This is a genomic window from Campylobacter sp. IFREMER_LSEM_CL1890, assembly GCF_025772045.1.
Taxonomy (GTDB): Bacteria; Campylobacterota; Campylobacteria; order Campylobacterales; family Campylobacteraceae; genus Campylobacter_D; species Campylobacter_D lari_D.
In genome coordinates this window covers 19,960-38,530 of record NZ_JAKMRK010000011.1, presented here as the reverse complement: position 1 = coordinate 38,530, position 18,571 = coordinate 19,960, and the positions used below count along the sequence as shown (strand labels likewise).

Sequence of the window (18,571 nt, the reverse complement as noted above, 5' to 3'; positions counted from 1 at the left end):
TTTTGTTTTTAAAGCAAAGTTCTAGTAAATTCTAAAGCTTCTTGGGTAATATTTTCCCCGCTTACCATTCTAGCAAGTTCTTTTACTCTTTCTTCTTTTTCTATCTTTCTTACCCTACTTTCATTTCCTATTTTTTCTACTAGGAAGTGATTGCTTGCTTTTGATGAAAGCTGTGGTAAGTGTGAAATTGCAAAAATTTGATAAAACTTAGCAAGCTCTTTTAAAACTTCAGCTATACTCATTGCTTCTTTACCACTTAAATTTGCATCAATTTCATCTAAAAATATTATCCCACTAGCTTTATTAGTAACATTGCATTCAGTTGCGATAAAAGAAAGTCTTAAACGATTTATCTCACCTGAGCTTAAATTTTTCAAACTAGCTTCATTTATATTTAAATTCACTTCATCTTTACCTAAAATACTCAAAGCACAATCTTTAAGCTCTAATTTAATCTTTTTCATATAAAGTTTTTCAAGATAGAAATTAAGTAATTTCTCAAGCTCTTTTAATCTTTTTTTGCGCAAAGTACTTAATTTTTGGCTTTTCTCATCTAAAAGTATTTTAGCATTTTGCACTTTCTCTTCTAATTCTTTTTTTTCAAAACTTAAATTTTCATAATGAGTTAATTCTGCTTTTTTCTTCTCTAAAGCTTCTAAGGCTTCTTCTATACTTCCATATTTTGAAATCAAAGAAGAAAGTTTTTCTATCCTATCAAGCACTTCTTCTATATCAAAATCAAAATCATCAAAACTTTGATTTTCCCACACCACCCTTAGTTCATTTAAACACTCTGAAAAAAATGAACTATCAACATCACTAATTTGCAAAGCTTCAATCACTGCTGATTCTAATTCAAAAATTTTGCTTGCCCTGTTCCAAGCTGCATCGATTTTGTCTTTTTTAGAAAGCCTTTTTTTTAAACTCATCAACTCATCAAATTCGCCGATTTTTGGGTTAATACTTTGGATTTTTTGTATTTCAAAGCTTGTAAATTCTTTTAATTCTTCTACCTTTTTTTCTTCTTCTTGAATTTTTTCTAATTTAATTTTATTTTCTATATATTCTTTATAAATATTTTTATATTTATTTAAAAAATCTTTAAATTTCTTATCCTCTTTTGATTGCATAAAATCAAGTAAGTTTAAAAATCTTTCATTTGAAAACTCATTATTTTCCTTAGCTGAAAGATATTTTACAAATTTCTTAGAAAGTAAGGCTAAATTCTTTTTTGAAATAAGTTGATTATTGACAAAATAACGCGAGCTTTTATCTTTTAAAAGTTTAAATACATTTAATTCTTCATTTTCAATACCAAACTCATCTAATTCAAGCTCATCATTTAACAAAACTTCCACCATTTTAGCTTCACTCTCACTTAAAGCAAATGCTGCTAAAATAGCCTTAAAAAGCACAGACTTTCCAGCACCACTTAAACCAGTAAAGACAGTAAGCCCCACTTCTAAGTCTAATTTTGCTTGTTTAAAACCTAAATTTTCTTTGATTAAAATACTTTCTATCATCACTTACCCCAATTTAACTTTTCTTTTAAAACTTGGAAATAATCTCTATCTTTTTTATGTATAAAACTAAGTTCTTTTTTACTAAGCCCTATAAGAATTTTATCATATTCTTTAGGATCAACCACTTCTTGCCCGTCTAAATACAACAAACAATGCTCAACTTTCAACTCAAGCTCAAAACCATAAGGCAAAACTATAGGTCTTTGAGTTAGAGAATGAGAACAAACCGGGGTTAGAACAAAAATTTCACTCCAAGGATGTACTATAGGCCCACCTGCGCTAATATTATAAGCAGTTGAACCACTTGAACTAGCTATAATCAAACCATCTCCATAATAAGCATTAAAAAGTTTATTTTCAAAGAAAACTTCCACATTTGCCATTAAAGCATTATCACGAGAAAAAACCGCGTCATTAAAAGCAAATTTTTTAATGATTTTATTCTTTTTACAAAGCGTTATTTGAAGCATTTTAGCTTTTTCTATTTTAAAATCATTTTTAAAAAAATCTTTAAAAAAACTTTCTACTTCATTAAAAGAAAAAGCAGTTAAAAAACCTAAATTTCCTGCATTTATCCCCAAAATAGGCTTTTTTGCTTGATAAGCTTGCCTACATAAAGACAAAAGCGTGCCGTCCCCACCTAGAGAAATTAAAAAATCTAATTTCTGTAAATCTTTAAGATTATTTTTTTTCTGATCTAATAACACAAGCTCTATATTTTTTTGCAAAAAAATTGTTTTTAAAAAAGCAATTTGCTCATTTAAATTTGTATTTAACCTGCAAAATAAGCCTACTTTTTGAATTTTTTCTATATTTATACATTTTTTCATAAAAAAATTATAACAAAACTTAGCTAAGCAAAAGAATAAAATACTATAATAACAAAATTGAACAAAATTAAGCTAAGGAAAAATTTTGAGAACTCATTATAATACAGAGCTTAACATACAAAATGTTGGCGAGGAAGTAACATTATGTGGTTGGGTAAATTCTTACCGTGATCATGGAGGTGTAATTTTTATCGATCTTAGAGATCGTAGCGGACTTATACAATTAGTATGTGATCCAGCAGATAATCAAGAAGCACATAATATAGCTTCATCAGTAAGAAATGAATATGTTTTAATAGCACAAGGAAAAATTCGCCCACGCGGTGAAGGACTTGTAAATCCAAAATTAAAAACCGGAGAAATAGAAGTTGTTATAAATAAACTTACTATTGAAAATGAAAGTGCTGTAGTACCTTTTGCTATAGGCGATGAAAGTGTAAATGAAGAATTAAGATTGAAATATAGATTTTTAGATTTAAGAAGCAAAAAACTTTATGATAATTTTGCTCTAAGATCAACTGCTTGTATAGCAACAAGAAATTCTTTAGCAAAAATGGGATTTTTAGAAGTTGAAACCCCTATTTTAACCAAAGCTACCCCAGAAGGCGCAAGGGATTATTTAGTACCATCACGCGTACATCAAGGTGAATTTTATGCCCTACCTCAAAGCCCTCAACTTTTCAAACAACTTTTAATGTGTTCAGGATTTGATAGATATTTTCAAATTGCAAAATGTTTTAGAGATGAGGATTTAAGAGCAGATCGTCAACCTGAATTTACTCAAATAGACATAGAAATGAGTTTTTGTGAGCAAAAAGATATCATAGCCATGGCAGAAAATTTACTTAAAGATATTTTCAAAGCTTGCGGAAAAGAAATTAGCATACCTTTTAGGCAAATGAGTTACAAAGAAGCTATGGAAAATTATGGCTCTGATAAGCCTGATTTAAGATTTGATATGAAATTTATTGATGTGATTGATATTTTTGCAAAATCAAATAATGAAATTTTTGCAAATATTGCAAAAGACACGAAGAAAAATCGTATTAAAGCTTTAAGAGTTCCAAAAGGCGATACGATTTTTTCTAAACGCCAAATGCAAAGATTTGAAGAATTTGTGCGTAAATTTGGAGCAGCAGGGCTTGCATTTATACAAATGAAAGAAGATGGTCCTAAAGGCCCACTTTGTAAATTCTTTAGCGAAGAGGACTTAAATGCTTTAATCCAAAGATGTGAATTAGAAGTTGGTGATGTAGTATTTTTTGGTGCAGGGATTAAAAAAACTGTGCTTGATTATATGGGCAGATTTAGATTATTCCTTGCTGATGAAATGAAAATTATCGATGAGGATAAATTAGAATTCTTGTGGGTTATTGATTTTCCTATGTTTGAGCAAAATGATGATGGAAGCTATTCTGCAATGCACCATCCATTTACTATGCCAAAAAATATTGATGAGCAAGACTTAGAAGAAATTAATTCTATTGCACATGATGTAGTGTTAAATGGTGTAGAATTAGGTGGTGGTAGTATAAGAATTCACAAAAGTCCTATCCAACAAAAAGTATTTAAGCTTTTAAATATTGATGAAGAAGAACAAAGAAAGAAATTTGGCTTCTTACTTGATGCATTAAGTTTTGGAGCACCACCACATGGTGGTATAGCAATAGGCCTTGATAGACTTATCATGCTTTTAACAAAATCTTCAAGTATTAGAGAAGTTATAGCATTTCCTAAAACACAAAGAGCGCAATGTCTTATGACTCAAGCTCCAAGTGAAGTAAGCAATGAACAAATGAGAGAACTAGGTATAAGATTAAGGGAGAATACTAAATGAAACAATTATTTTTAATCATAGGTGCACCAGGTAGTGGTAAAACAACTGATGCAAGCATCATAGCTACAGATGATGCGAGCATTACTCATTATTCTACAGGTGATTTGCTAAGAGCAGAAGTAGCTAGTGGAAGCGAACTTGGAAAGACTATTGATAGTTTTATTTCTAAAGGAAATTTGGTTCCTTTGGAAGTGGTAGTTAATACTATCATCACTGCTTTAAAAAATGCACCAACTAATACTATATTAATAGATGGTTATCCAAGAAGTGTTGAACAAATGCTTGAGTTTGATAAGGTATTAAAAAATCAAAGTGAAGTAATTTTAAAAGGTGTGATAGAAGTTAAAGTTAGCGAAGAAGTTGCTAGAGAAAGAGTTTTAGGGCGTGCTAGAGGTGCTGATGATAACGAAGAAGTTTTTAATAATAGAATGAAAGTTTATTTAGAACCTTTAGAAGAAATAACAAATTTTTATACTAAAGAAAATATCCACCATGTAATCAATGGTGAAAGAAGTATTGAAGCTATCGTAGCCGATATGAAAAATTTAATCAATGATTTATTAAAATAAAGGATAAAAAATGGATATTAGCAAAATCAAAGTTGGAGAAGTACCAAATAAACTTAATGCAGTTATTGAAATTCCTTATGGATCAAACATTAAATACGAACTTGACAAAGAAAGCGGAGCCATCATGGTTGATCGCGTGATGTATTCAGCTATGTTTTATCCAGCAAACTATGGTTTTATACCAAATACTCTTGCAGACGATGGCGATCCTATTGATGTTTTAGTATTAAATGAATATCCTATCCAAGCAGGAGCTGTGATTCCTTGTCGTTTAATAGGGGTATTATTAATGGAAGATGAAAGCGGTATGGATGAAAAATTACTTGCTGTTCCTGTAAGTAAAATAGATCCAAGATATGATAATATTAAATGTTTAGATGATTTACCAAAAGCAAGCCTAGATAAAATCAAAAATTTCTTTGAAACATATAAAATGCTTGAGCCAAACAAATGGGTAAAAGTAAAAGAATTTGCAGGTATTGAAAAAGCAAGTGAAATTTTAAAAAATTCTATTAAAAATTATAAATAATCAAAGTCCTTTTGAGGACTTCACAAAGGATAAAAAATGAAAAGTATTATTGCTTTTAGTATAGCTTTTGTGGTGCTAATAGGCGCTAGTATTGGTTTTTATATGTGGTATTTTGAAGATGATTCAAATACTTATGTATATGATTATAAAAAAAGTAGTTCTTATCAAAGCTACACTCCGCCAAGTACTCAATACAATCAAGAAAGAAATAATATAAGTGATAATACTTATTATCCATCACAGCAAATAAATCCGGAGTCTTTAAAAGAAGAAACTCCGGTACAAAATAATCCTATCATAGATGAAAATACAAGCACTCAAGAAGTCGCACCAACAACCCAAACAAATATAGCTGAAGTTTCTAAAAATGAAACTATTACTCCTAAAGTAGCCCAAGAAGAACAAAAAGTTCTCGTTGAAAACAACAAACAAACAAGTGTAAAAAAAGAAAAAACAACAAAATATAAAAATACTATGCAAGAATACATTACAAAAGGTAAAACTAGCAGATATGAACCAAGATTAAGTAATGATTTTGTTAAAGTTTATGTATTGGATGGAAAAAGTTTAAGTGATTATAGGGTTGATATGTTAAAAGAAATGATTAATCCTGTTAAAATTAATTCTCAAGATTACAATTTAACTATTTTTATCGATATGCTTTCAAATGACAATATGAAACTAAGCATATATAATAAAGATATTGTTTTTGCTAAAAATAAGAAAAAATACAATTATGTAGATGTTAAAATTTCTGATTTGAAATTTTTATTTGAAAGAAATGGATATAGTGAATACAGCAATGAAAATCTACTTGAAAAAATCAATCAAAATCTAGCAAGAGAAGATATACTCAAAAGAGTTAAAATTCAAGGTTATGCAGACGATAGAGGTAGTACTTTTGCAAACTATATGATAGGATTAAATAGAGCAATGAATGTGGCTAAACATTTCTTTAGTTTTACTGAGGTTATAGAAATAGAATCTTTGGGAAAAGACACCTATCCTACTAAAGATAAGTCTGATTCTCAAAGACAAAATAATCGTAAAGTAGAAATTAGTTTTTATAACTAATTTCTAAATTTCAAAACTTCTTTAACAATTTTAAGCTAACATAACAATTTATTTTCATTCTCAAGGTAGCAATTATGTATGATAAATCACTAGAAAAAGAATATTATAAAATTTGCGAAGAACGCGGATATTTTGAAATCAATGGTAATGAAAAAATTCAAGAAAAAGGTAAAAACTTTTGTATTATGATGCCACCACCTAATGTAACAGGTGTTTTGCATATAGGTCATGCTCTAACTTGTACTTTACAAGATATCACAACGCGTTATAAAAGAATGGATGGTTACAAAACTCTTTATCAGCCAGGACTTGATCATGCAGGGATTGCAACACAAAATGTTGTAGAAAAGCAACTTTTAGCTCAAGGCATTAAAAAAGAAGAACTCGGTAGAGAAGAATTTATAAAAAAGGTATGGGAATGGAAAGAGCAAAGCGGTGGTACCATAGTTAAGCAAATGCGAATTTTGGGTATCACTCCCGCTTGGAGTCGTTTGCGTTTTACTATGGATGAAGGTTTAGTAAATGCAGTAAAAAAAGCCTTTGTGGATCTTTATGATAAAAAGCTTATTGTGCGTGGAAATTACATGGTAAATTGGTGCACTCATGATGGAGCATTAAGCGATATAGAAGTAGAACACAAAGAAAATAAAGGAAAATTATATTATTTAAAATATTTCTTAGAAAATTCTCAAGAATATATCGTAGTAGCCACCACAAGACCAGAAACTTATTTTGGTGATAGTGCTGTGATGGTTAATCCAAACGATGAAAGATTTAAGCATTTAATAGGCAAAAATGTCATTTTACCTTTAATAGATAGAAAAATTCCTATTATTGCTGATGAGCATGTGGATATGGAATTTGGTACAGGTTTTGTGAAAGTAACCCCAGCACATGATCATAATGACTATGAAGTAGGCTTAAGACATAAACTTGAATTTATTACTATCTTTGATGAAAAAGGTATCTTAAATGAACATTGCTTGCATTTTAAAGGCTTAGAAAGATTAGAAGCAAGAGATGTTATTATAAAAGAATTACAAGAAAAAGGTTTTGTTGAAAAAATAGAAGATTACACTAATCAAGTGGGATATTGTTATCGTTGTAAAAATGTGGTTGAGCCCTATATTTCTAAACAATGGTTTGTAAAAAATGAAATTGCAAAAGAAAGCATAGAAAAAGTTAATCTTGGTGGAAGCAAATTCTACCCTGCACATTGGATTAATAGTTTTAATGCTTGGATGAGAGATTTAAAAGATTGGTGTATTTCAAGACAACTTTGGTGGGGTCATCAAATTCCTGTGTATTACTGTGAATGCTCTCATGAATGGGCAAGTGAAGAAACTCCAAGCCAATGCCCAAAATGCCAAAGCACTAATTTCAAACAAGATCCTGATGTTTTAGACACTTGGTTTTCTTCAGGTCTTTGGGCTATGAGTACTTTAGGTTGGGGTAATAAAGACTGGGGTAAAAATACACTTTGGCATGAAGATGATTTAAAAGACTTTTATCCAAATTCTTTATTAATCACTGGTTTTGATATTTTATTTTTCTGGGTTGCTAGAATGATGTTTCAAAGCACTAATGCCTTAGGTGAACTTCCTTTTAAAGATATATATTTGCATGCTTTGGTTAAAGATGAGCAAGGTAGAAAAATGAGTAAGTCTTTAGGTAATGTCATTGATCCTGTGCAAAGCGTGGATGAATATAGTGCTGATATCTTGCGTTTTACTCTTGCTCTTTTAGCTATCCAAGGTAGAGATATAAAGTTAAGTAATGACAAACTCATACAAGTTAGAAATTTTACCAACAAGCTTTATAATGCAAGTAAATTTTTACTCTTAAATGAAGAAAAATTTGAAGATTTAGATAAAAGCAAAATTCAAACTAACTTGGCAAAATACATGCTATCTCGTTTTGAAGTATGCGTAAAAGAAACAAGAGAAAATTTAGACAACTACCGTTTTAATGATGTGGCAAATACTTTGTATAGATTTTTCTGGGATGAATTTTGTGATTGGGGGATTGAGCTTAGCAAGGCTGAAAAATCAAGTATAAAAGAACTTGGAAGTATTTTTAAAGAAGCATTAAAACTTTTAAATCCTTTTATGCCATTTATTAGTGAGTATTTATACCATGAGTTAAGTAAAACCTCTATTCAAACTCATGAATCTATAATGATTTCAAAATATCCTAAATTTAATTCTAGAGATGAAAAAATAGAAAAATTATTTAATATCATTATAGAAAGTATAGTGAGTTTACGCCGTGCAAAAACCCTAGTAGAGCTTGCAAATGCAAAAATTCAAAAAGCTTGTATAAAATTAAACGATGAGAGTTTAATGGCTGAGTTAAAAAATTACACCAATTTCATCTCAACACTTGCAAAATGTGAAAACATCGAGTTTATCAATACAAATTTAGAAAAATCCATTAGAGATGTAAGCGAGAATTTAGAAGTATTTATACCAACTCAAGATCTTGATTTAAGCGGTGTTTTAAATAGACTTAATAGTCAAAAAACAAAACTTGAAAAAGAATTTAACAAGCTAGATACTATGATGAAAAATGAAAAATTTATCTCTAATGCACCGGCTGCGGTTGTTGAACAAAATAAAGCTCAACTTGAAAATATTAAAGCTCAACTTGAAAAAATCAATGATGAAATTTCTAATTTAGAAGGCTAATAAGTGATAAAAATACAAAATCTTAAAAAATATTATGGCAAAGAATTAGTTATAAATGATGTTTCTTTAGAAGTTAAAGAAGGAGAAATTTATGCTCTTGTTGGACACAGCGGGGCAGGAAAATCAACTTTGCTAAGATGTATTAATGGTTTAGAAAATTATCAAAGCGGTAGTGTGGAAGTTTTTGGTAAAGAAATAGCTACTTTAAAAGAAAAAGAGTTAAGAGTATTTAGAAAAGATATAGGGATGATTTTTCAGCATTTTGCGCTTATGAGTAGAAAAAATGTATTTGAAAATGTAGCTATGCCTTTAGAAATTCATAATTTTGACAAAAGCACAATTCAAAAAAGAGTTAATGAACTTTTAGATCTTGTGGGACTTTTAGCTAAAAGCAAAGCTTATCCAAATGAGCTAAGTGGTGGGCAAAAACAAAGAGTAGCCATAGCTAGAGCCCTTGCTTTAAATCCTAAAATTTTACTAAGTGATGAAGCTACTTCTGCGCTTGATCCAAATACTACAAATAATATTTTAGAACTTATTGCCAAAATCAATCAAGAATTTAACATCAGTGTAGTATTAGTAACCCATGAAATGGAAGCAGTAAAACAAATAGCACAAAAAGCTGTATTGCTAGAGCATGGACAAATCATAGGTCAAGGGAAAATCGAAGATTTATTCTTAAAACCAAGTGAAAAAATGCGTGAATTTCTAGGAGAAAGTGATTTTTTACCACAAAATGGAGTCAATGTGCGCTTATACTTTTGCAAAGAAAAGGCAAACCAAAGCATAATCACTCATATGGCTAGAAGTTTAAATATTGATTTTAATATAGTTTGGGGTAAGATAGAAAAACTAAACAACAATGCTTTGGGAAATTTGGTAATCAATATAGAAGCTAAAGATCAAGAAAAAGTTTTAAATTATTTACAAGAAAATGGCGTTATTTGGGAGCTTGTGTAATGAACTTAGAAACAATTTTAAGAAATTTTGAAAATATACTTTATCCAGCATTACTAGAAACTCTTTATATGAGTTTTACAGCCACTTTTTTAGCCTTTTTAATCGCACTTATCCCTGCAATTGTGCTTACTGTAACTGATAAAGGTGGCTTATGGGAAAATAAAAGCATTTACAGTGTGCTTGATTTTATCATTAATATTTTAAGATCTTTTCCATTTTTAGTACTTATTGTAGTTTTAAGTCCTTTTACAAAATATCTCATTGGTATTAGCATAGGAACAACTGCTACCATAGTACCACTTACCATAGGAATTGCACCTTATTTAGCCAAAATGATAGAAAGTGCTTTTAAAGAAATTGATCCTGCTATCATTGAAGCAGCAAGATCTTATGGAGCTAGTAAAACACAAATTATCTTTAAAGTTATGTTTAGCGAGGCTTTACCAAGTATTATTAATGGTATTACTTTAATTTTGATTATTGTTATTGGTTTTTCTGCTATGGCAGGAACTGTTGGTGGTGGTGGTTTAGGTGATGTGGCCATTCGCTATGGTTATGAGCGCTTTAGAACTGATATTATGATTCAAACTGTTGTGGTTTTAATTGTTTTAGTTCAAATCATACAATTTATAGGAAATATTCTTTATAAAATCACCAAAAGATAAACAATGAAACATAAACTTGGTATCTTACTAGCAGCGACTAAAAATTCAAGTTTTACCATAGGAACCTTGCTCATTAACATCATGGATGTTATGGGCGAAAAGGTAGATATATTTTATATTTTACATGATGGTTTTAGCTTGAATGATCAAAATATCATGCAAAAAATTGTTAAAAATAAAACAATTAAATTTATTCTTTTTACCCAAGAAGATTTTTTAACCACTCTTGATAAAAATCAAAACGATATTAATAATTTATTTTTCTTAAAAAGATGGACGCATATGGCTTTTGCAAGATTTGAAGCTTTTAAGTTTTTAGATGAATGCGAAAGTATTATCTATCTTGATTTTGATGTTTTACTTTTAAAAAGTATAGATGAACTTAGTAAATTAAGAGCTAGAAAATATCATTTTGGTGCAAGATTAGGTAAAACATTAATTCACACAGCACTGCCTTTAGAAAAAAAATATTTCAATAAGCGTGTATATCAAACAGGAATTTTAGTCTTTAACGATCTTATACCAAATCCTTTACAGTGTTATCAATTCATTTATAATTATCTTTCACAAAATACTAAAAATTGGCAAGATCAAGGAATTTTTTCCTTAATGGTTTATGAAAATCACTTTAAAGTCAAAGATTTAAAAGACAAATACACTGGAAGTACTCATTATCTTACAAATCTTACACAAAATGCTTCTATAGTTCATGCTTGTGGCACCAACAGTCGTTTTTGGAATAGTAAATTTTGCAATCAAACATGGCCTAAATGGCAAGAATATTATGAAAAATGGTTAAAATTTGGAGGAAGTAAATATATAGGCTCTTTTCACAAAGACAATAAGCAATCCATCCAACGCACAAGATATCATTTATCATACAAACTAGGTTATGCCTTTATAGAGTGTGCTAAGAATAAGAAAAAAATTCCTTTTTTACCTTTTACTCTACTAAAGATTTATTACAAACACACAAAACTAGCTAAACAATACCAAAAAGATTTGAAAACAAAACCTTACCTTAAACTTCCACCTTTATCAAGCTATGATGATTACAAAAGCGAAGGTATTAAAAATCAAAATACTTATTCTTATAAAATTGGAAAAGCCCTTATTAATGCTCAAAAAAGTTGGTATAAAGGTGGTTATATAAAATTTATAAAAGAACTTAAATGCTTTTCTAAAGAATATAAAAACAAACAAAAATAAAACTTTTCTCATCTTATTAATATTTTTACAATATAATCAAACATTTTAAAAAACTATAAAAAAGGAGTTAATATGAAATTGTTAAAATTGCTCGCTGTAAGCACAATTTTAGGTGCAAGTTTATTTGCTAATGAAGTTATCACTGTAGGTGCAACACCTGTTCCTCATGCTGAAATTTTAGAACAAACTAAAGATTTATTAAAAAAAGAAGGTTACACATTAGAAATTAAAGAATTTAATGACTATGTTTTACCAAATCTTAGTACAGATAGTAAAGAACTTGATGCGAATTTCTTCCAACACCAACCTTATTTGGATGAGTTTAATGCCAATAAAGGCACAAAATTAATTAGCGTTGCAAAAGTTCACATCGAACCAATGGCTGTTTATTCTAAAAAATATAAAAATATCCAAGATCTTCCACAAAATGCTACTATAGCTGTACCAAATGATCCGACAAATGAAAGCAGAGCTTTAGATATTATCGCTAGTACTAAACTAGTTAGTTTTAAAAATATCGCATTAAAAACTCCACTTGATATTAAAGATAATCCAAAAAATATCAAATTTAAAGAGTTAAAAGCAGCACAACTTCCAAGAGCTTTAGATGATGTTGATTTTGCAGTGATTAATTCAAACTATGCTTTATCGGCAAATTTAAATCCTGTAAAAGATTCTATTTTAATAGAAAGTAAAGAAAGTCCTTATGCAAATATCTTAGTAACTACACAAGATAATAAAGATAATCCTAAAATCAAAGCTTTAATAAAGGCTTTGCAAAGTCAAAAAGTAAAAGATTTTATCAATGAAAAATACCAAGGTGCCGTAGTTCCTGCATTTTAAAACAAACCTTGAGTTTAAAACTCAAGGTTATTTATTTTTTAATAAGTTCTGTGGTAATTTTAGCTATTTCTAATTCTTCTTCTGTTGGAACAATTAAAATTTTAATTTTAGAGTCTTTTTTATTAATCTCACCATTTCTAAGTTGTGTATTTTTATCTAAATCTATATCAAATCCCAAATGTGCTAGTCTTTGACAAACTTTTGCTCTAACAATATTATCATTTTCTCCAATACCAGCTGTAAAAATCAACGCATCGACTCTAGGTAAAATCGCAAAATATGAGCCAATATATTTACTCAAACGATAACAAAACATATCAAGAGCAAGTCTTGCTTTTTCGTTATTTTCTTCAATTTGCGCTTCAATATCTCTAAAATCATTAAACCCACAAATTCCATAAACACCACTTTTTTTATTCATTATAGTATCTAAATCAGATGGATTTAAATTTAATTCTTTTGCTAAAAATGGCAATACAGCAGGATCAATATCACCACATCTAGTTCCCATAATCAAACCTTCTAGTGGAGTAAAACCCATAGAAGTATCTACGCATTTTCCATTTTCTATAGCACAAACACTCGCACCATTTCCAAGGTGAGCGCTAATTGCATTAAATTCATTAATATTTTTACCAAGTATATGTGCAGCTTGTTTACTTACATAAGAATGTGAAGTACCGTGAAAGCCGTATTTTCTAACTTGGTGTTTTTCATAAAACTCATAAGGCAAAGCATACATATAAGCATAATCAGGCATGCTTTGATGAAAAGCTGTGTCAAAAACTGTCACATTGGGAACTTTTGGAGCTGCTTTTATCATAGTTTTAATACCTATTAAATGTGCAGGATTATGTAAAGGTGCTATATGAGAAACCCTATCAATTTCTTTTAAAATTTCATCATCTACTAAACAATGTTTAGTTAAATTTGGACCTCCATGAACTATCCTATGTCCACACCCATCAAGCTCATTTAAATCATGTAAAATTCCACTTTGAGAAAATAATTCATTTACTAATTCAATACCTTGCTCATGATCTTTAATTGCTAATTCTTTTTGGTATTTTTGACCACTTTTTAGATCTTTTAGTTCTATTTTAGAGCTTTGCTCGCCTATTTTTTCCACTAAACCAGATGCTAGGGCTTCATCTTTTTCAAAAAGCTTAAATTTAATTGAAGATGAACCTGAATTTAAAACTAATATTTTCATTTTTCTCCTTATTCTTGTGCTTGAATAGCACTTAAAATCACAGTATTAACAATATCTTCCACCAAGCAACCTCTACTTAAATCATTAATTGGCTTTTTAAGACCTTGTAAAATCGGGCCAATAGCTAAAGAATTTGCTGTTCTTTGTACTGCTTTATAGCAAATATTTGCCGCATTTAAATCAGGAAACACATATACATTTGCCTTTCCTGCTACTTTAGAATTTGGCATTTTACTTTTTGCTGTTAGCATATCATATGCTGCATCAAATTGTATAGGACCTTCTAGCTCAAGTTGAGGATATTTTTCTTTAGCTATTTTAGTAGCTTCTTTAATTGCATCCACGCTAGCTCCACTCCCACTATCTCCACTAGAATATGAAAGTAAAGCCACTTTAGGTTCAAGTCCAAAAGCTTTAGCACTATTTGCACTCACATAAGCAATTTCAGCAAGTTGTTCAGGGGTTGGATTTGGCATAACAGCACAATCAGCAAAAACCAAAACCTTATCTTCTAAAGACATAAAAAACATACCAGAAACCAAACTCACATCAGGTTTTGTTTTGATAATTTGCAAAGCAGGACGAATAGTTTCAGCAGTAGTTGTACTTGCACCACTTACCATAGCATGGGCTTTTTGAGTATGTACAAGTAAAGTCGCAAAATAAGTTTTATCTTGCACGAGTTTTTTAGCTTCTTCTTTACTCATACCTTTGCTTTTTCTAGCTTCATATAAAAGCTCTTCAAATTCTTCATTATATTGAGAATTTTTAGGATTTATAATACGCACACCATCGATATTGATATTTAAACTATTGGCTTTCGTACAAATTTCATTGCTATCACCTAGCAAAATCAAATCAACAATTTCATTTTGTATTAAAAATTCACTAGCTTTTAATACTCTTTCATCAAAACTTTCAGGTAAAACTACTATTTTTTTATCTGCTTTTGCTTTTTCAAAAAGCTCATAAGAAAATCTTGCCTGAGTTTTATAAGTATATTCTTGTAATAAATCTTGAGTAAAATCTTCATTTTCTTTTAACAAAACAAAGTCACTAAGCTTTTGGCTTAGTAAAAAATTTAACATAGTATGATTTTCATCTTGACTTTTTGCATACAATGGAGTGTTTAGCTCTTTAGCTAAGGCTATATTTAAACTTAAATCCCCCATCAAGCCAAAATCATCTACTCCAACTACTATAGTAAAATCATTTTCTTTTTTTGTTTTCTCAAAATCTTCAATAATTTTTTTAAAAAAATCATTTAAATTTTGAGTGAATTTACCTTGATACTCATTTTTTTCAAAACTACTAAAAAAATCTATTTTAAGATTTCTTTTTGTGCAAAATGAAGTAATTTTTTCTTTATTTTTTTCACAAAAAACAGGAAAGTAAAAAGCTATTTTACCTCGTACCTTTTCTAAATACTGCTGCAAAAATTTTTCATCAATGCAGTTTAATAAAAACATAGATTTCATTTTTTCCTCTTTATTTAACAAAATAATTGTTTTTTATAATATAATTATTTTAAAATTCATCATAATAATATAAGGTTATAAAGCTATGAAATTTAAAAATGTTAATTTTTACTTGTTACCTTTTGTAATGTTTGGCTGTAGTGCCACAGTTGATCCACATATTAATATGAAACCACCTACTTATGTAGAAGAACTAGCTCCTAAGCAAAATCATAATACTCAAAGCAATCCTGGATCGCTGTTTGGTAAAGGAGATAACCCTTTATTTTCTGATAAAAAAGCAATGAATGTAAATGACTTGGTAACCGTAGTCATTAGAGAAAATGCTACACAAAATTCACAAGGCTCTAAATCTACAAGCAAAAACAACAATGTAAATTTAGGCGGTGGACAAATAACTACAGGTGCTGGACTTAGCAAAGTTAGAGATTTTGTTAATGACTATACAAATATAGGCTATACCACAGCAAGTACTTCACAATATCAAGGCACAGGAAGCCAAACTAGAAGTGAAAATTTCCAAACTACAATTTCTGCTAGAGTAATTAAGGTTTTATCTAATGGAAATTATTTTATAGAAGGAAGTCGTGAGCTTTTAATCAATGGAGAAAAACAAATCATTCAACTAAGTGGGGTTATAAGACCTTATGATATTTCTCAAGATAATATGATAGATAGTAAATATATAGCTGATGCAAAGATTCTTTATAAAACCGAAGGCGATATAGACAAATCTACACGCAAGCCTTGGGGGACAAAATTTATGGAGACCATTTGGCCTTTTTAAGCTAAATGGTTTTACATAAAACTTGGCGCATCATTGGAAAATAAAATCAAATCCCCATTTTGAGTTAATCTTGATAAAGTTTGCACAAGTTGAGATTTTTCTTTTAATACATAAAAATCTAATGTGATATGTTTTTGTAAAATCGCGCTATTAGCCTCTGAAGTAATAATCACAAAATCAAAACATTCATTAATAATTTTACATAATTTTATATTTTCTTCTTCATTAACTTCAACTATACCAGGAGTTACTAAAACTCTTCTTCCTTGATAGCTTTTACAAAGCTCATAGCTTTGACTCATACCCTTAAAATTTCCATTAAAGCCATCATCTATGATAAATTTAGGCTCTTTAGAAATCACTTGCAAGCGATGTTCTACTGCCTTTAAATTCGATACGCTTTTTGTAATATTTTCTATTTTAATTCCTAAATAATGTGCAAGCAAAATACACACGCTAATATTATAAGCATTAAAAGCACCTAGTAAATTTGCATGAAAGTCATAAATACTATCATCTAATCTTATTTTAAAATCCAATCCTTCCAAACTTGCCCTAACATCACTTAAATACTCATCATAAAATTCATTTTCATATAAGGTGCTTGAGTGTAAAAAGTATTTTTCTAAACGCTTGGATTTTAAAGCTTGCAACTTAGCTTTGCGGATATTATCTTGAGTTTTAAAATATTCCAAATGTGCCAAACCAATCTCACCTACTATGCAAATTTGAGGATTTAAAAACTCTGTAATTTCTAAAATATCATTTTGCTCTCTTGCACCAGCTTCTACGATATAAATTTCAGTATTATTTTCCAAATTTTCATTGATATCTTTTACTATACCCATAAAAGTATTAACACTTCTTGGAGTCTTATAGCACTTAAACTCATCTTTTAAAAGTTCGTATAAAAAATTTTTTATACTTGTTTTTCCAAAACTTGCAGTTATTAGAATAATTTTTAAATTTGGATTATCACAAATCTTTTTACTTGCTTTTTTTATAAAACTTTTCTGATTAATTTTTTCCACAAAAAAGCTTAATAAAAATGTAACTACTAAAGCTTCTAAACCGATCCAAAAAAATGGTATAAAAATCAAGCTAAAAAGTAACAAAAATAAAAAATAACGCTTAATCCTAGCAGTAAAAACTAGCTTTTTATCTAAATTTTTATATAAATATCCACCATATAGTAAAGATAGAGCAAAAACTATAAAATATAAATAAAAATTTCCACTATATAAAGAAAACACAAAAGCAAAATAAGGAATTATTAAAAAATACAAATGCCATAAGGGTTTGGAAAAGTGTAAAATTATGCGTGAAAATTTATAAGAGTACCATTGTAAGGCTAAAATCAGATAAAATCCAAGTAAAAAATTCAAACTTAAAAAAGCTATCATACTAATCATTTTTAAAAAATTCCTCATGTATTTTTTCATTTATAAAATCAGCATGTTTTAAAAAGAAAAAATGATCCCCATCTAATGCAAAAAATTTCCCTTTTTGTGCTAAAGAATGGATAATTGCTCCGTTTTTTAAAGGTGTAGCCTTATCTTCATTACCCCAAAAAATCAAAATAGGATTTTTAAGCTTTTGAAATTCATTTTCTAAATTTTCATTAACAACCTTTTTAAAGGTTTCATACATCACTTCATTCATGCCTTGAGCGTCTTTACTAATAAAAAATTTCCTCCAAAAATCCCCATAAGGGAGATTTTTCAAAATTTTAAACAAGGCTATTTTAAACTTCACTTTAAAACTTTTTGGTAAAACCACGCCTGCACTAGAAAGCAAAATCAAACCTTGAAAATTAGCATTTTGGCACATAATAGTCGCAACTTTTCCGCCAAAAGAATGCCCCATTAAATAATCTGTTTTTTGCTCTATCGTAGTTAAAAAGTCTTCTACAACCTTTGCATAAGCATAAGAATCCATAGGTGCATCTATACTTGAATTTCCAAAACCAGGTAAATCTAAATAAATTTGCTTAAAATCACTCAAAGGCTTTTCAAAAGCTTGTTTCATAAGCTCTTTATTAGCACCCCAACCATGTAAAATAAGAATTATTTTTTCACATTTTGGATTGATGATTTCATAACTTAAATTATAAAAATACCCATTAGAATATACTCTAGTTTTTGCCATTTCTAGCCTTTTTTATCTTTGTAAATCTTTTCTAAAAGCATTACAGCCTCATTTAAACGCTCATATTCTTCAAAGTTCAAAAGCACGGCTTCAAATTTATTGTTTTTCACAATCACCACTCTACCGTTTTCACTTTTTTTTGTTTTTTCAAGCATAGTGCTGAAATTTCTTACCACTTCAGTTGCAGTATAAATTTCATCTTTGCTAAAAGTAGCCATG

Annotated in this window: 16 protein-coding genes and 1 pseudogene; 10 read left to right on the top strand and 7 right to left on the bottom strand. The window is 29.3% G+C overall.

The features are described from left to right. Positions 1–8 precede the first annotated feature (8 nt). Together L8W57_RS06450 and L8W57_RS06445 are read right to left on the bottom strand one after the other, a co-directional pair. Positions 9–1,523 (bottom strand): DNA recombination protein RecN, encoded by a 1,515-nt coding sequence (locus tag L8W57_RS06450; RefSeq protein ID WP_263662233.1) that lies wholly within the window; start codon positions 1,521–1,523, stop codon positions 9–11. Beyond that, positions 1,523–2,353, bottom strand: a complete 831-nt coding sequence (locus L8W57_RS06445; RefSeq protein ID WP_133319217.1) for an NAD(+)/NADH kinase — start codon at positions 2,351–2,353, stop codon at positions 1,523–1,525. The genes L8W57_RS06450 and L8W57_RS06445 overlap by 1 nt, the downstream gene beginning before the upstream one ends. An 85-nt stretch (positions 2,354–2,438) precedes the next feature. On the opposite strand from L8W57_RS06445, the gene aspS reads away from it, so the two are divergent. The 9 genes and pseudogenes from aspS (at position 2,439) to L8W57_RS06400 (ending at position 12,726) form a co-directional block, all read left to right on the top strand. Then, positions 2,439–4,190, top strand: coding sequence for an aspartate--tRNA ligase (gene aspS, locus L8W57_RS06440; protein ID WP_133319218.1), 1,752 nt, complete (start codon positions 2,439–2,441; stop codon positions 4,188–4,190). Next, a complete protein-coding gene (locus L8W57_RS06435; protein WP_220566653.1) occupies positions 4,187–4,759 on the top strand; it encodes an adenylate kinase in 573 nt (190 codons plus the stop codon). The genes aspS and L8W57_RS06435 overlap by 4 nt, the downstream gene beginning before the upstream one ends. A gap of 10 nt (positions 4,760–4,769) precedes the next feature. Further along, positions 4,770–5,288, top strand: a complete 519-nt coding sequence (ppa, locus tag L8W57_RS06430) for an inorganic diphosphatase (protein ID WP_133319220.1) — start codon at positions 4,770–4,772, stop codon at positions 5,286–5,288. Positions 5,289–5,324: 36 nt separating this feature from the next. After that, positions 5,325–6,362, top strand: coding sequence for an OmpA family protein (locus tag L8W57_RS06425; protein ID WP_133319221.1), 1,038 nt, complete (start codon positions 5,325–5,327; stop codon positions 6,360–6,362). A gap of 74 nt (positions 6,363–6,436) precedes the next feature. After that, positions 6,437–9,049: a valine--tRNA ligase gene (locus tag L8W57_RS06420; protein ID WP_263662232.1), complete on the top strand. Its 2,613-nt coding sequence runs from the start codon at positions 6,437–6,439 to the stop codon at positions 9,047–9,049. A 3-nt stretch (positions 9,050–9,052) separates the two neighbouring features. Further along, complete coding sequence (locus L8W57_RS06415; RefSeq protein ID WP_133319223.1) at positions 9,053–10,009, top strand: methionine ABC transporter ATP-binding protein; 957 nt, start codon at positions 9,053–9,055, stop codon at positions 10,007–10,009. A gap of 2 nt (positions 10,010–10,011) precedes the next feature. After that, positions 10,012–10,668, top strand: a pseudogene (locus L8W57_RS06410) (methionine ABC transporter permease); the annotation flags it as partial. 9 nt (positions 10,669–10,677) lie between these two features. Continuing rightward, a complete protein-coding gene (locus L8W57_RS06405) occupies positions 10,678–11,883 on the top strand; it encodes a glycosyltransferase (protein WP_263659597.1) in 1,206 nt (401 codons plus the stop codon). A 72-nt stretch (positions 11,884–11,955) separates the two neighbouring features. Beyond that, complete coding sequence (locus tag L8W57_RS06400) at positions 11,956–12,726, top strand: MetQ/NlpA family ABC transporter substrate-binding protein (RefSeq protein WP_133319226.1); 771 nt, start codon at positions 11,956–11,958, stop codon at positions 12,724–12,726. 31 nt (positions 12,727–12,757) lie between these two features. On the opposite strand, the gene L8W57_RS06395 is transcribed toward L8W57_RS06400, so the two are convergent. Together L8W57_RS06395 and pta are read right to left on the bottom strand one after the other, a co-directional pair. Continuing rightward, positions 12,758–13,939, bottom strand: coding sequence for an acetate kinase (locus tag L8W57_RS06395; protein ID WP_133319227.1), 1,182 nt, complete (start codon positions 13,937–13,939; stop codon positions 12,758–12,760). Between the two features lie 8 nt (positions 13,940–13,947). Next, on the bottom strand, positions 13,948–15,417 hold the full coding sequence (gene pta, locus L8W57_RS06390; protein WP_318529544.1) for a phosphate acetyltransferase: 1,470 nt from the start codon (positions 15,415–15,417) through the stop codon (positions 13,948–13,950). Between the two features lie 85 nt (positions 15,418–15,502). Between pta and flgH the strand changes: the two genes are divergently transcribed. After that, positions 15,503–16,204 carry a flagellar basal body L-ring protein FlgH gene (gene flgH / locus L8W57_RS06385; RefSeq protein WP_133319229.1) on the top strand — a complete coding sequence of 234 codons (702 nt, stop codon included), beginning with the start codon at positions 15,503–15,505 and terminating at the stop codon, positions 16,202–16,204. 11 nt (positions 16,205–16,215) lie between these two features. On the opposite strand, the gene L8W57_RS06380 is transcribed toward flgH, so the two are convergent. From L8W57_RS06380 to L8W57_RS06370, 3 genes are read right to left on the bottom strand one after another with little or no spacing between them, the layout of a single operon-like run. Next, positions 16,216–17,616: a Mur ligase family protein gene (locus L8W57_RS06380; RefSeq protein WP_263662231.1), complete on the bottom strand. Its 1,401-nt coding sequence runs from the start codon at positions 17,614–17,616 to the stop codon at positions 16,216–16,218. Next, the gene (locus tag L8W57_RS06375; RefSeq protein WP_263662230.1) at positions 17,609–18,352 is read right to left on the bottom strand and encodes an alpha/beta fold hydrolase; all 744 of its coding nucleotides are present in this window, start codon (positions 18,350–18,352) and stop codon (positions 17,609–17,611) included. Before L8W57_RS06375 ends, L8W57_RS06380 begins: the two co-directional genes overlap by 8 nt. A gap of 2 nt (positions 18,353–18,354) precedes the next feature. Further along, a complete protein-coding gene (locus L8W57_RS06370; protein ID WP_087699049.1) occupies positions 18,355–18,570 on the bottom strand; it encodes a type II toxin-antitoxin system Phd/YefM family antitoxin in 216 nt (71 codons plus the stop codon). Position 18,571: the final 1 nt, after the last annotated feature.